The organism is Ancylomarina salipaludis, from assembly GCF_004122035.1.
In the GTDB taxonomy this organism is placed as follows: domain Bacteria; phylum Bacteroidota; class Bacteroidia; order Bacteroidales; family Marinifilaceae; genus Ancylomarina; species Ancylomarina salipaludis.
Window position 1 is genome coordinate 252515 of sequence record NZ_SAXA01000002.1, and the last position, 14803, is coordinate 267317.

The 14803-nt window shown below is 36.7% G+C and carries 11 protein-coding genes; 10 read left to right on the forward strand and 1 reads right to left on the reverse strand.

Going from position 1 to position 14803, the window contains the following annotated elements; genetic code table 11:
* Positions 1-254: 254 nt before the first annotated feature.
* Positions 255-1943 (forward strand): energy-dependent translational throttle protein EttA, encoded by a 1689-nt coding sequence (gene ettA / locus EO244_RS03400; RefSeq protein ID WP_129252939.1) that lies wholly within the window; start codon positions 255-257, stop codon positions 1941-1943.
* Between the two features lie 80 nt (positions 1944-2023).
* Here ettA and EO244_RS03405 read toward each other — a convergent pair whose 3' ends face one another.
* Positions 2024-2755 (reverse strand): DUF6261 family protein, encoded by a 732-nt coding sequence (locus EO244_RS03405; RefSeq protein ID WP_129252941.1) that lies wholly within the window; start codon positions 2753-2755, stop codon positions 2024-2026.
* A gap of 645 nt (positions 2756-3400) precedes the next feature.
* On the opposite strand from EO244_RS03405, the gene EO244_RS03410 reads away from it, so the two are divergent.
* The 9 genes from EO244_RS03410 (at position 3401) to EO244_RS03450 (ending at position 14687) form a co-directional block, all read left to right on the forward strand.
* Positions 3401-4780 carry a hypothetical protein gene (locus EO244_RS03410; RefSeq protein ID WP_129252943.1) on the forward strand — a complete coding sequence of 460 codons (1380 nt, stop codon included), beginning with the start codon at positions 3401-3403 and terminating at the stop codon, positions 4778-4780.
* Positions 4781-5529: 749 nt separating this feature from the next.
* Positions 5530-6447, forward strand: a complete 918-nt coding sequence (locus EO244_RS03415; protein ID WP_129252945.1) for a hypothetical protein — start codon at positions 5530-5532, stop codon at positions 6445-6447.
* Between the two features lie 109 nt (positions 6448-6556).
* A complete protein-coding gene (locus EO244_RS03420; protein WP_129252946.1) occupies positions 6557-6907 on the forward strand; it encodes a DUF4870 domain-containing protein in 351 nt (116 codons plus the stop codon).
* An 84-nt stretch (positions 6908-6991) separates the two neighbouring features.
* Positions 6992-7327, forward strand: a complete 336-nt coding sequence (locus tag EO244_RS03425; protein WP_129252948.1) for a hypothetical protein — start codon at positions 6992-6994, stop codon at positions 7325-7327.
* Between the two features lie 249 nt (positions 7328-7576).
* Positions 7577-8938 (forward strand): histidine--tRNA ligase, encoded by a 1362-nt coding sequence (gene hisS, locus EO244_RS03430; RefSeq protein ID WP_129252950.1) that lies wholly within the window; start codon positions 7577-7579, stop codon positions 8936-8938.
* A 15-nt stretch (positions 8939-8953) separates the two neighbouring features.
* Positions 8954-9322, forward strand: a complete 369-nt coding sequence (locus tag EO244_RS03435; protein ID WP_129252952.1) for a DMT family protein — start codon at positions 8954-8956, stop codon at positions 9320-9322.
* A gap of 225 nt (positions 9323-9547) precedes the next feature.
* The gene (gene hutH, locus EO244_RS03440; RefSeq protein WP_129252954.1) at positions 9548-11053 is read left to right on the forward strand and encodes a histidine ammonia-lyase; all 1506 of its coding nucleotides are present in this window, start codon (positions 9548-9550) and stop codon (positions 11051-11053) included.
* Between the two features lie 229 nt (positions 11054-11282).
* Entirely contained in the window at positions 11283-13697 is a 2415-nt protein-coding gene (locus EO244_RS03445) for a TonB-dependent receptor (protein WP_129252956.1), read from the forward strand.
* Between the two features lie 24 nt (positions 13698-13721).
* Positions 13722-14687 carry a DUF4249 domain-containing protein gene (locus tag EO244_RS03450; protein ID WP_164977392.1) on the forward strand — a complete coding sequence of 322 codons (966 nt, stop codon included), beginning with the start codon at positions 13722-13724 and terminating at the stop codon, positions 14685-14687.
* Positions 14688-14803 lie beyond the last annotated feature (116 nt).

Below are 14803 nucleotides of genomic sequence, written 5' to 3' on the forward strand. Positions count from 1 at the left end.
ATCACTGACTAAAATTAGGAATTTATATGATAATTTAAAATCTTATTGCTTAAAATCTTTTCATAATATTTTACAAATGCTTTAGGCGTCTTTTATTGAATATTTTTCTATTTGCAGTTCTACCGTCTTTTTTGAATTGATCCTTCATTTGTTTTTTTATTTTTGTATGAGATTGATAGGCTAATGGCAAGGATATGGATTGATTGGCATTATCAGTTGAATCAAATTTTGAAATAGAAAAAAAATATAAATAGATGGCAGACGATAAGAAGATTATCTTTTCGATGGATCGGGTTAGTAAAACCTTTTCATCGCAGAAAAAAGTATTGAATAATATCAATCTTTCTTTTTTCTATGGAGCAAAGATCGGTATCATTGGTTTAAACGGATCGGGTAAGTCTACTTTGCTTAAAATTATAGCAGGTATCGAACCTTCATTTGATGGGCATGTGGTTTGGTCTAAAGATCACAACATTGGTTATTTGGCTCAGGAACCCGAATTGGATGATGCTAAAACAGTAAGAGAAATTGTTGAAGAAGGTGTTCAGGAGATTGTAGATTGCCTGGCAGCTTACGAAGCCGTGAATTTAAAGTTTGCTGATCCTGATGTATTGGAAGATCCGGACAAGATGCAAGCCGTAATGGATGAGCAGGCTGATCTTCAGGAAAAAATCGATCATTTTGATGCCTGGAATCTGGACACCAAGCTTGAGCGAGCAATGGATGCGCTGCGTTGTCCTGAAGGGGATGCTTTGGTTAAGCATTTATCAGGAGGAGAGCGCCGTCGTGTAGCTCTTTGTCGCTTGTTATTGCAAGAGCCGGACATTCTACTTCTTGATGAGCCGACTAACCATTTGGATGCCGAATCGGTTGAATGGTTGGAGCAACACCTGGCACAGTATAAAGGAACTGTAATCAGTATCACTCACGACCGTTACTTTTTGGATAATGTGGCGGGATGGATTCTTGAACTTGACCGTGGCGAGGGAATTCCATGGAAAGGGAATTACAGCTCATGGTTGGATCAGAAGACCCAACGTATGGCCATGGAAGAGAAAACGGCTAGTAAGCGCCGTAAAACCCTTGAGCGCGAGCTGGAGTGGGTGCGTATGTCGCCTAAAGCGCGTCAGGCTAAAAGTAAGGCGCGTTTGAATGCCTACGATAATATGATGAACGAAGATTTAAAGCAAAAGGAAGAAAAGCTGGAAATCTTCATCCCTAATGGTCCTCGTTTGGGTAACAAGGTTATTCAGGTTCAGGGCGTATCAAAAGGTTTCGATTCAAAACTCTTGTACGAAGATTTGGAATTCGAATTGCCACCGGCAGGTATTGTGGGTGTCATAGGTCCCAATGGTGCGGGTAAAACCACACTTTTCAGAATGATTATGGGCCTTGAACAGCCCGATAAGGGAACCTTTAAAGTGGGTGAAACTGTAAAAGTAGGATACGTCGATCAGCAACATGCTGATATCGATCCTGAGAAATCGGTTTACGAAGTGATTTCAGGCGGTGGCGATTTGATTAATGTTGGTGGACGCACCATCAATGCCCGTGCCTATGTTGGTCGTTTTAACTTTACCGGAGCCGATCAGGAAAAGAAATGCGGAGTGCTTTCAGGAGGTGAGCGTAACCGCTTGCACCTGGCTTTAACGCTAAAAGAAGAAGCTAACGTTCTGTTACTCGATGAGCCAACCAATGATATTGATGTGAACACGCTTCGTGCCCTTGAAGAAGGTTTGGAAAGTTTCGCAGGTTGTGCCGTGGTTATTTCTCACGACCGTTGGTTCCTCGACCGAATTGCGACGCATATTCTGGCTTTTGAAGGAAATTCTCATGTGCATTTCTTCGAAGGGGGTTACAGCGACTACGAGATCAATAAAAAGAAACGACTGGGCGATGAAGGGCCTAAGCGTATTCGATATAAAAAACTGCTTGCAGACTAAAGGAATAAAAGGTGAAAGCTTCATGATTGAGCTTTCACCTTTTATATTTGCTATGTAGCTGTAAGTAATTGTTTTTTTGTTTATTCGTCAATTGATAATTCAGGTTCTACTTCTTCCTTTTTGCGTCTCTTTTTAACTGCTTCGTTATTGTCGCTGATAATTTGCGAAACGGTTTGAGCCAATTCACCATAGAGGGCTTCATTTGCCTGTCTCATGCCATTTAAGTACACCACTATTTTTTCGTTTACCGTTGACAGTACTTTTCGTTTTATATCTGTTGCACATAGGGTAAGTCCTTCTTGTGCTTTTTTCTCCTCCCAGGCAAAATAAGTGCTTTTAAAATCATTTTGAGTGGCTTGCAGTTTAGAGATAATTTCTGCACAGCCCGACACGGCAGCAATATCAGCCTGGAGTTTGTTTGCAGCCAGGTCTTCGAGTAAGGAATCGATAAGTGCCGATTCTGTGGAATAGCTCGCTTGCGTCATTTTTAAACCATACTTCGAAAAAACAACAAACAAATTTTCTGCTGCTGTTTTTATGGTCGTATCCGGATGGTGAATTGAACCAACCAGCAGGTAATTCAATGCTTTTACATTTTCATCTCTCGCCACATCTTTCTTGTCCAAATTCGATTCAGCCTTACTGCGATTAATTGCAGTAGTAAGTTGATTCGATTCGGTCTCCAACTCAGTAAAAATTGTTACCAGATAAGCATCATTATCCCATGAGCCTTTTTTATAGGCTGCTAATAAATTATCCGATGCCGTATCGACTTCGGTTGTACGACTTTGAGAAATTAGTTTTGGTATCATTTTCTTAAATTTAGAAGTGTTGATTAATGATTTTGATCGTTCAAATTGTAAATTGTGTTGATTATAAATATGTTATCGTTAATGAATTTAATAACTTTTATTTAGAAGAAAAAAAATATTTGTATAATTTTTATGACAAGCAGTAGTGTTGGTTATGTTCTAAAATCATTAAAATTCTAAATGATGGTTTGGTTAAACCTCCAAGCCTTAACTCAGTCTTAGGTGAAGCTTTGGGTAAACACCCAAGTCTCCAACTGAGGCTGTTTTTGTATTTGGTTAAACCTTCAAACCTAAACCTAGTGCTATTTGTTCTCATGGTTAAACCTCTAAAGCTCCAATTAATGTTAGTTGAACCCTTGGTTAAACCTCCAAGCCTTGCCCTAAGCTTAGTCGAGACTTTGAATAAACAATGATAAGATTCTTGTTTCATCTTTTTTTGAATGCAAATTTTGTTATTGAGATAAGATCAAGTGTAGTTTATAAATGAATTGATATAATTGTGTTGTTATCATACAGTTGAATATATTATTCATAAATAATGTATTTTACCGGGTTACTTTTTGTTAAAAAAGGGAATTAAGGAGGGAGCCATATTTCACAAATCAAATATGACTTAATTCTAATTACAATTTTAAAACATTATTTATGAGAAGGAAAATTGAAGTCATTCTAATCTGTTTATTATTTTTAACAGTAGGGTGTCAAAAAGAAGAACTGTATCAGGATAAACAAGAGAAATCAAGTGAGTTTACTAATCTTCAGTTATTAAATGCAAATGATCCTATAGTGAATGATATTATGGGTTCCAGCACCAAATCGGTTAATGATAAAGTTGATTTGGGATACCCGTGGTTACTCGATATGGAAGACGATAAGGAAAGAGTCACTTTTTTTATGAAGTCGGAGGATAGGTTTTCTGATAGGAGAATGGTTTATGTGAAAGATGGGGATAAGCGGTTTAATTATATTGTTGAGAGAGCCTATGTGTATAGCAATGTTGATGACATTGAAAATCTTGATGTAGATTCAAAAGTTAATTTTACAGGTATTTTAACAATTTATAGTGCTGATAACCTCCCATTACATAGCTATTTTTATATGAATAATGAATTGGTGGGAGAAACCGTGATTGATCAATATGCAAAAGGTTTAAAAACAGGAACAAAAAGTGGTGAAGGGATTGAAGATGAAAAAGAACCTGGAAATTTCCCAAATCTATTAAAAGAAGTTAAAGTTGTCGGCGATGCGGGAAGTAAAAATCTAATGTCAGATTTATGGTTCCTTGAGAATAGCGGACGATATATCAATTATAATAGAGGAACATCTAACGATAGAACAAATTATCTATATGATGATGATGACGATAGAGGAGGCTCTAGTACTGCTAATACAAATAATAATGATATTGGTTCGAACGGTTTACCTATGGATCAAAATAGGAAAGTTCTCATTCATCTTCAATATTTGAGAATACATGAACAAGCTGAGCTTGCCAAAATATTTTCAACTTTACTTCAAAAACCAGACTTGACAAAACTACAAAGAGCTGAAATATATGATGCTTTGGAGGTGGTTTATTTGGATTTAATGAAAAACTCGAGTGAGGGTGTGTTTCCTGAGAAACTATATTCAGAAGATGTTAATAAAGGTGATATTTTTGTTCTTGATAAAGAAGTGATAAATATCTTCTCACAATCAGTTTCACCAAAGGGACTTGTAGTTTCAACCTGGGGCTTTGCTATATATGATATTGTTAGAAATGCTTCTAATAAGCCTGGTATTCCTTCTGTTTATAGCTCACCTCTATTATTAATTCAAATGTCTATGCAGCTGGAAGACTGGACTAGAGCAAATATACTACATAGGTATAATAACAATCCAGGAGGTAGGCAGGGGCTGATTATGAGATATACAGAGTCAGTGCAAGACTTTAATGGTTATTTACACATTGAAAGCTGCACAACTTTAATAGATGCAGCTACGGGAATGGTATATGGAACCTACGGCCAAAATTATTTACCATGAAAAAACATAAATTAAATATATTATCTGCAATTTTAATTGCTGGATTAGTAATTCTATATATCATTAATCCATTAAATAAGTTAATTGAACTAAATGGATGGTATTCTTATATTTTGTTTGGACTTGTTATATTGAGTGCTGTAAATAAAAGTAAAATAGTTAATATTATCTTTCGAATCCTTGGAGCTAGTTTTTTTATTTACCTCTTATTGTATTACTTCTTATAGAGAAATAAAGCCCGAGTAATGAAGTGACCCCAAAAAGTTAGACGGTTATATAATAAAACTAGATAGATTGAGTTTAGTATTGCATTGGACTCCCCCCTTAATATTGCAAGTCTATGACTTGTGATAACCACTATAAAAATATTCTAGAGATGAAAGAATTTTATATAACTATAATTGATTAAATTAGAGATATCTACAATAACAATATTGATGTGCAGGTTAATTTTAAAGGAAAAAATTACATTGCTACCTTATTTACATTAAAGAATATTCAAACATTAATGGAAAATCATAAAAACTCAGGAAAATGACTAAATGGTTCATACTTTCGGGTTTTAAGCAGTTTAATAGTAAGAGATTTAAATATCGATACTAGTAATGCTGTTATTAAAGATATGATAAAGGAAGAAGAACTCTTTGATGTATTTTAAAAGGTAGATGAGGAAGTGTAATGTGTAAGGAAATATTTAAATTAAGAATCAAGGTAAATTATTTGCCTTGATTCTTTTAATGTGTATAACTATGAGAATAATTTTAGTAATACTATTAAGTTTAGTTTTAAATGCTTGTCACAGACAAGATTATAAGGTAGAGGAACAGATATTGAACAGAATATATGAATCAGGGAGGGATAATGGTCTTGATTTAGAACATGAATACACTGAGTTTAAGAAATTCTTATTAACCTCCGGTTTTTTGAAGGATGATAGTGGATCTAGTTATTATCGAATTTATAAAAGGATTGCCGATGAGGGTCGAGTGAATAATTATTTTGAATATAATTTTCTGGATACGATTAAATATCATGCTAAAGATACTAGTATTGGCTTTAAGAAGATACTTAGTATTTTACGTGGTCCTAATGAAGCAATAAAAAAAAGGTGTGATTTGGATTACAAGAAATCAAGACAATATTTATTAGATAAGGCAATGGATTCCTTGGTACAATGTAACACAATGCATCCTGGATTTATAGCAAAGGCAATAACGAAAGTGTTAACAGTTCAAGATTTTGAACATGATTATTACAAAATGATGGCAATGTGTACATTCGCCATAACCGCTGATGTTGTTCCGTACCCTAAGCAAGAAACTCATATCCCGGAGCATGCTTTACGTGTATTTCTTGATGCAGAAAACAAATTAATAGTGAATGATGGTAATTTACTCTTAGATAATCTGCCTGAAATTGTCTATAAATATGTGAAAAATCACAAAGATTCAGCTTGTGTAACTTTGAAAAGCTCGGGGTATTCTTCATATAAGATTTTTTTATCTTTTGACCGTATAATATCAAAAGCTACTGATCGACTAAGAAAGGAGAAAGCTTTAAGTGATTATGGAAAAGAATACGACGAGCTTGAATTAAAATTCAAAAATCTAATTGATAATACATTTTCTGTTGAAATTATTGATTTAGATTTTAAATCGAATTTTTAGTTATTTATTAGTTATAAGAAAATAAGTTTTATGAAGGGAAAGAGCCGGATTGGTTTTCTTCCCTTTGTTTTTGTAATTTTGACATAAAGTAATTTAAAAACAGAAAAGCATGACGTATTTTAGAACGCCACACGAAGAGAGAAATTGGGCGATGTTTTGCCATTTAGGTGGCTTGGCTTATTTTATTCCATTGGGACATATTATTGTGCCTCTTATTTTATGGAGCATGCGCAAGGATAGTTCGGCCCTGGTTGATCGCGAAGGGAAAAAGGCTTTAAATTTCCAGATCTCGTTTACGCTTTATATGTTTGCTGCAGGTGTTCTGGTCTTTTTACTTGTTGGTATCTTGTTTTTGGCCATACTGGGCCTTTTACAACTCATCTTTGTTATTATGGCAGTAGTAAAAACTCTAAACGACGAAGAGTTTGAATATCCAATGAGTATTAAGTTTATTCAATAGCGCTTCGATTCGACTTAGCAAATATGTTTAAACTTTGCTCATAACGAGTACATTATCAAATTAACACATCATCACATCATTTTTATGTCTTCTTTTTCAACTTTTAAGCTGATCTATTTTATCGGATTGGCTTTAATCTTTATTGGTGGTTACCGTTTGTACAATCATCTTTCCTATGGCAATATCATATTGTCAGTCGGATTACTGACTTATGCTTTTGTGCAGCTTTTCTTATTAATAAAGCAGGGTATCAGTACCTGGGCCTTGTTTGAATATACCAAAACTACGGTGAATGTTTTATTTATCAGTTCGGTTGTTCTGCTTATGGGATTCGAATCGAAAGTTTGGTATTATCCGTTGATACTGGGCATGTTGCTCGACTTTTTTGCTAATATTTTCCGACGGGTTAACCGTTCGTAATTTAATATGAGGTAAGTATCAGTTTTCTGATACTTTTTTTTGCTTTAAAGTGTCGTGAAAGAGCTTTTAACCAAAGGCTGGGAACTCTGAAAATAATTGATATTTTTGTAGCACAATATGAATACCCGGTTAAGACTCATATTTTCAGCACCAGCGGGCTTTTGGGTCTTTTGAGTGTCTGGTCTAAAGTGGATGATTGAGGTTTAAATTCATATCAAAAGAGAACATTAATCAAATAAAAGAAAAGAAATGGCTCAAAAACCGTCAATTCCTAAGGGAACGAGAGATTTCTCACCTGTTGAAATGGTGAAACGAAATTACATATTCGATACCATTAAAGAGGTGTTTCAACTGTATGGTTTTATGCCTATCGAAACGCCATCGATGGAAAATTTATCGACCCTCACGGGGAAATATGGCGAAGAAGGCGATAAGTTGTTGTTTAAGGTTTTAAATTCGGGAGATTACATCTCTAAGGTGAGAGATGAAGACTTGATGGCTAAAAATTCAAATAAACTAACAACAAAGATTAGTGATAAAGGACTGCGTTATGACCTGACTGTGCCTTTTGCACGTTACGTTGTGCAGCATCGTAATGAAATTTCTTTTCCATTTAAGCGTTACCAAATTCAGCCTGTTTGGCGTGCCGATCGTCCGCAAAAGGGACGTTATCGCGAATTTTATCAGTGTGATGTTGATGTGGTGGGTAGCAATTCTCTTTTGAATGAAGTTGAGTTAATTCAGATTGTTGATCAGGTTTACAATCGATTGAATCTTAATGTGCTTGTGAAACTGAATAACCGCAAGGTTTTGGCAGGTATTGCCGAAATTATTGGCGAGGCTGAAAGAATCATCGACATTACGGTTGCTATTGACAAGCTGGATAAAATTGGTTTGGAGAATGTGAACAAGGAAATGTTTGAAAAAGGCATTCCACAAGCGGCCATTGATACGCTTCAGCCTATTATTCTTTTGTCAGGAAGCAATGCCGACAAGTTGAACAAGCTTAAGGAAATTCTATCGGCATCCGAAGTGGGAATGAAGGGGATTGAAGAACTGGAAACGGTTTTCGATTATCTGAATGATTTGGATGTGAGCACTGAGGTTGAGTTAGACCTAACGCTTGCTCGTGGCTTGAACTATTATACCGGTGCCATTTTCGAAGTGAAATCAAAAGATATGGAATTCGGAAGTATTACAGGTGGTGGTCGTTACGACGACCTGACGGGTATTTTCGGATTGAAGGATGTGTCAGGTGTGGGGATTTCGTTTGGTGCCGATCGTATTTACGATGTGTTGGAACAAATGAATCGTTTTCCGGCTGAAACTGTTAATACAACCAAAGTGATGTTTGTGAACTTTGGTGAGAAAGAAGAAAAATACTGTTTGCCTATCTTAGCTAAGTTGAGAGCCAATGGCGTAAAAGCAGAAATTTTCCCTGAATCTGCAAAAATGAAAAAGCAAATGACCTATGCTAATGATAAGCATATTCCGTTTGTGATCATGGTTGGAGAAACGGAAATTGAAGAAGGACTTGTGAGTCTTAAAGATATGGAGTCGGGTGAGCAAGTGAAGCTGAGCCCCGATGCCTTGATCGATAAATTAAGATAACTTTTATCGATCCAAATGAAAGGGCTTGTTACGATAGCATTGCTAGTTATGTCCAATACATTCATGACCCTTGCATGGTATGGGCATTTGAAATTTGCGGAATGGAAATGGTTTAATAAACTGGGTTTTATTTCGATAATATTTATTAGCTGGGGTATTGCATTGTTTGAATACATGTTTCAAGTACCGGCAAATAAAATTGGTTTTAAAGGAAATGGCGGACCTTTTACGTTATTACAGTTAAAAGTGATTCAGGAGCTGATTACTTTAGTGATATTTGCAGCTTTTACAATTATTGTTTTTAAGACTGAAAGTTTTAGGTTAAACCATATTATTTCGTTTGTTTTTATAATGTTGGCGGTTTATTTCATGTTTAAAAAATAAACCCGTCTTTTTGTGTTTCGTATGAATCTGTTTATTAAAATCTTATAATGATATATAAACTATTACAAGATAGAGCGGTAGAAACAATAGGGGGAGATATCCGTTGCCCCTGAGTTTTTATGTACAAAGCTTCAAGTTGCAAGAGCTATTCTCTTATGACTTTGTACGCCCACTTTTTATTTAATATGATTCTAAAAATTAAACAACAAAAATACATAACACAACATGTCTAACACACATTTTATTAGCCCGGAGAGACTAACGTTCTCCAAAATTGAAGAAATTCTTGAAAACGGATATAAGCTTGAATTATCTGAGGAATCAAAGAAGTTGATTCTTGACTGTAAAGCTTACCTTGATGATACAATTGCCAAGTCTGAAAAGCCAATTTATGGTATTACAACTGGTTTTGGATCGCTTTGTAAGATTTCTATTCCTGAAGAGGATTTAAGTCAGCTTCAATCTAACCTGGTTATGTCTCATGCTTGCAGCTTGGGTAATGTTATTCCTGAAGATGTGATTCGTTTGATGCTTTTATTAAAGGCTCACGCACTTTCTATGGGTAAATCAGGTGTTCAGCTTGAAACTGTTCAGCGTATCATCGATATGTACAACAGCGATGTGCTTCCTGTGGTTCGTCATTTAGGATCATTGGGTGCTTCAGGTGATTTGGCTCCTTTGGCTAACTTATTCTTACCATTATTTGGTGAAGGTGAAGTGATTTACGAAGATGAAATCCGTCCTTCTGCTGAAATTTTGAATATGTTTGGTTGGGAACCTATCAAATTGGGTGCTAAAGAAGGTTTAGCTTTATTGAACGGTACTCAGTTCATGAGCTCGCATGCTGTTTATGCTTTGCTTAAGGCTTTCAAATTGGTGAAGTATTCTGATATTATTGGTGCGATTTCATTGGAAGGTTACGATGGACGAATCGATCCATTCTTAGCTCCAATTCACGAAGCGCGTCCACACAACGGACAAATTGAAACCGCTCGTAACATTCGTACCCTTCTTGAAGGTAGTGAGTTTATCGTTAGAGAAAAGAAGAATGTTCAGGATCCATATTCATTCCGTTGTATGCCTCAGGTTCATGGTGCGTCAAAAGATGCTATCAACTATGTTGCCAGCGTTGTAGAAACTGAAATCAATTCGGTAACTGATAACCCAACAATCTTTATCGAAGAGGATATGATCTTGTCAGGTGGTAACTTCCATGGTCAGCCATTGGCATTGGTACTTGATTTCCTTTGTATTGCATTGGCAGAGCTTGGTAGTATTTCGGAGCGTAGAACTTACCGTTTGATTTCCGGTGACAGAGACCTTCCTGAGTTCTTGATTTCTGATTCAGGATTGAATTCAGGATTTATGATTCCTCAGTATGCAGCGGCTTCTATTGTAAGTCAGAACAAGCAATTGTGTACACCATGTTCAGTTGATTCCATTCCTTCTTCAAACGAACAGGAAGATCACGTGAGTATGGGTGGTAACGCAGCAACTAAGTCGTTGTTGGTGGCTGATAACGTAGAGCGTATTTTTGCTATCGAGTTGATGAATGCAGCTCAGGCTGTAGATTTACGTCGTCCGGGCAAATCATCGCCATTCCTTGAGTCATTCCTTGAAGAATTCAGAACGGCTGTCTCTTTTAATGATAAAGACAGAGTGATGTACAAGGATATCGAAGCAGCAATTGATTTTCTTGCAGCTGGAAAATTCGAAGGTGGTGAAAACTAGATTCGATAAAAGTGAGAATTAAATCTCATTTATATCTATTATAAAATTGAAGGCCGTCCTTATGGATGGCCTTTTTTATTTAATAGTCAGGCAATACAATCCCACGATTTTAACTTGTTGAAAACAGATGTAAGAATTTTATATGTTTTTTATCTTTTCGAATACGTGTTCGCAATTTATCAGATGTCATTACATTTAGAATCTTAAAATGTTATCTATAATTGGTTTTATGAAGAAGACTATTGGTTTAATGCTGCTCCTTTTCCTCTTTTCAGGATTTGTTGGTAGTGAGTTACGGGCGCAGGAAAAACAAACGCTGAGTGGGTATATCAAAGATGGCTCAAATGGTGAAGCCCTAATTGGTGCTACAGTAAGTATTCAGGATCTTATGGTAGGGACGGCAACCAACGAGTATGGTTTTTTCTCTTTATCACTGGCTCCCGGGAAATATAAGGTTTTGTTTAGCTTTATTGGTTATTCGCCTGTTCTCAGGGATATTGATTTGAATAAAAATACCACTGTAAATATTGAGTTGAATGCCGATGGTATTAAACTGAAGGATGTAACGGTTACGGCTGCCAAGAAGGATCAGAATGTGTCTTCGGTGCAGATGAGCGTTGAGCGTTTGCCGGTCAGTATCGTTAAAAAATTGCCTCATTTTCTGGGTGAGGTTGATATTATCAAAACCTTGCAGATGTTACCTGGTGTGACATCGGTTGGCGAAGGTAGCACCGGTTTTAATGTCCGGGGTGGAGGTACCGATCAAAACTTGATTCTTTTGGATGAGGCACCGGTTTTTAATTCGGCTCACCTTTTTGGTTTTTTCTCAGTATTTAATGGCGATGCTGTTAGGGATTTTCAATTGTACAAGGGTGGTATTCCTGCTCAGTATGGCGGTCGATTGTCTTCGGTATTGGATGTGCGTCAGAAAGAGGGGAACAGCAAACGTTTTTCAGGAAGTGGGGGGATTGGTATTGTTAGCAGTCGACTGACACTTGAAGGGCCCATTAAAAAGGATAAAACCTCTTTTATGTTGGCTGGTAGACGTTCTTATGCCGATGTGTTGCTTCGTATGAATCCTGACATGAAGGATAATACGGTTTACTTTTATGATTTGAATGCCAAAATAAACCATAAATTCAACGATAACAACCGTCTTTTTATCTCGGGTTATTTTGGTAACGATGTGTTTAAGTTTGGTAAGGAATTCGATTCCCATTGGGGAAATACAACGGGCACCATTCGCTGGAATCATCTTTTCAACAAAAAGCTCTTTTCGAATTTTACAGCCATTTATAGTAATTTCGATTATTCAATTAGTGTGCCTGAGGGGAGTTTGGGTTTTGAATGGATTTCCAGTATCAAAAACATGAATCTAAAGGCAGATTTTTCTTATTTCCCCAATCCTGATTTGAAATATAATTTTGGTTTTGGGACGACCTATTACATTTTTAATCCGGGTGAGTTGAATCCTGTAAAGGGATCTATTATCGAGTCGAATAAACTCGAAAAAGGCTACGGACTCGAATCATCAGCTTATGCCGCAGTAGAGCAAAATATTGGCAGCAATCTGACTTTGCAATATGGTTTAAGGCTATCCAATTTTTCAAGTTTGGGTGATCAAACAGTCTACACTTACCAAAGTGGTGTTCCAAAGGAAAAGTCCAGCGTAACGGGATTTAAGAAGTATGGCAAAAATGAGATTATTAAGAATTACTTCAATTTCGAACCCCGACTGGCTATTAAGTATGCGCTTAGCGATGTGAATTCGATAAAGGCAAGTTATAACAGAACATGCCAATATTTGCACCGTATTTCAAATACTACGGCACCCACACCACTTGATATTTGGGTGCCAACAGGCAAGCATATCAAACCTGCTAAGGTTGATCAGATAGCTTTGGGTTATTTTCACAATCTTGGAAATAATATGTTTGAAACTTCGGTTGAAGCTTATTACAAGAAATTTTACGATTTGGTGGAATACAAATATGGCGCTCACTTGTTGCTAAACAATACCATTGAAACCGAGTTGCTCGACGCACAAGGCAGAGCTTATGGACTGGAATTTAGTGTCCGTAAAAAAGAGGGCCGTTTGACGGGATGGATTGCTTATACCTTATCGAGAACAGAGAAGAAAGTAGCGGGTTTGATGAATAATGAGACTGGCGAAATTTTCCCAAGTACTATGATTAATAATGGGGACTATTTTCCTGCGGATTACGACAAAACACACGATTTAAAAGTGGTTGCGAATTACGATTTGAGCGACAGATGGTCGGTTGCAACCAACTTTATTTTGATGAGTGGTCGTCCGGCAACCTATCCTTATGGAAAATACGAGTTTCAGGATAATACCTATGCGCATTATATCAATCGAAATGGTGCGCGTATATCAGCATATCACCGATTGGATTTATCTTTTACCTACAAGTGTAAAAAGAAACGGGCGAATCAGAGCTGGCAGGGAAGTTGGAACTTTGGAATCACTAACCTTTACAGCAGACAGAATGCCTATTCGGTTTACTTTAAAGAGAGTGAAGATAATTGGGCCGGAAGCCAAAAGGGAAACCGTACTGAAGCCTGGCAGTTTGCGATTATAGGAAAACCTGTTCCTACGATTACTTATAATTTTAGCTTTTAGTCACAAATAATGGAGATTAAAGAAATGCAAAGAAAATATATACACTTAGTCGTACTTGCTTTTATTATCCTAACGGGATGTGAAAAGCAGATTGAATTGGATCTTCCATCGGTTGGCTCTAAGCTTGTAGTGGATGGCTGGTTGTCCAGCGAACCTGATGAAGATGGAGGGGAGCGTCTGCAAAAGGTGCGTCTGACCCAATCCATTCCCTATTTTGAGACAAAAGATTATCCAGTTGTTAAGGATGCTCAGGTGATTTTGAAGGACAATAAAGGCAATGCCTTTTCAATGACTTATACCGTACCATTGGTTTACGATCCAAATTTGGGTAAAGAAGTTGCAGATGAAAAAAAAGGGCGTTATGAGCTTCGGAAAAATTTGGAGATGAATACATCCTATACCTTGTATATTAAAACTGCAGATGGTCAGGAATACGAATCAACAAGTCAGGAGGTCACTGATTATATCTATGCTCCGAAAATCTTTGTTGAGTATAGGGATGCCAATAGTTCGATAGATGAGGATGAAGGCTATTACGTTAATTTTGAACCCAAGTATGTTGACGAGGGGGATTTTTATTTCTGTTGGGAGTTGTATAAAATAGAATCGTATACAGACTGGAGTGATCCGGAAAATCCCAAAGAAGTGACTTATTCTTACTCCTATTCAAATTTACTCTTTGGGAGTAATGTTTATACCTCGGTAGGGGAATCTGAAACACAATTTGATTTGAATGTCATGCAGGGAGAACGGTATTTTATCAAGCAACATGTTATTGCAAGAGGGGTTTACGACTTTTTGCGTTTGGCTGAGGAGCAAAGAGATAATGAAGGAACTCAGTTTTCACCACCACCTGCGCCTTTGCGAAGCAATGTCAAGCGGATAGGAGGTAAAACACTCGATGATGATGCCCTTGGGTATTTTATTATCTCTTCGGTACAAAGAACTGATATTATCACGATATCAGAATCTGTAAAAGCCATTAATTAACCCAATCAGTGATTCCTGTTATTTAAAATGGAATAACTTGTAGACTCCGTTTCATCCCGAATTATGTGGACGGAATGGTGTTAGCTCGAGACACATACTTTGGTCATTACTTAGGG

Coding starts and splice junctions, on each gene's coding strand:
- EO244_RS03420 (WP_129252946.1), top strand. CDS start 6,557: ATGACGTATTTTAGAACGCCACACGAAGAGAGAAATTGGGCGATGTTT.
- EO244_RS03410 (WP_129252943.1), top strand. CDS start 3,401: ATGAGAAGGAAAATTGAAGTCATTCTAATCTGTTTATTATTTTTAACA.
- ettA (WP_129252939.1), top strand. CDS start 255: ATGGCAGACGATAAGAAGATTATCTTTTCGATGGATCGGGTTAGTAAA.
- EO244_RS03415 (WP_129252945.1), top strand. CDS start 5,530: ATGAGAATAATTTTAGTAATACTATTAAGTTTAGTTTTAAATGCTTGT.
- EO244_RS03435 (WP_129252952.1), top strand. CDS start 8,954: ATGAAAGGGCTTGTTACGATAGCATTGCTAGTTATGTCCAATACATTC.
- hutH (WP_129252954.1), top strand. CDS start 9,548: ATGTCTAACACACATTTTATTAGCCCGGAGAGACTAACGTTCTCCAAA.
- EO244_RS03405 (WP_129252941.1), bottom strand. CDS start 2,755: ATGATACCAAAACTAATTTCTCAAAGTCGTACAACCGAAGTCGATACG.
- EO244_RS03425 (WP_129252948.1), top strand. CDS start 6,992: ATGTCTTCTTTTTCAACTTTTAAGCTGATCTATTTTATCGGATTGGCT.
- EO244_RS03445 (WP_129252956.1), top strand. CDS start 11,283: ATGAAGAAGACTATTGGTTTAATGCTGCTCCTTTTCCTCTTTTCAGGA.
- EO244_RS03450 (WP_164977392.1), top strand. CDS start 13,722: ATGCAAAGAAAATATATACACTTAGTCGTACTTGCTTTTATTATCCTA.
- hisS (WP_129252950.1), top strand. CDS start 7,577: ATGGCTCAAAAACCGTCAATTCCTAAGGGAACGAGAGATTTCTCACCT.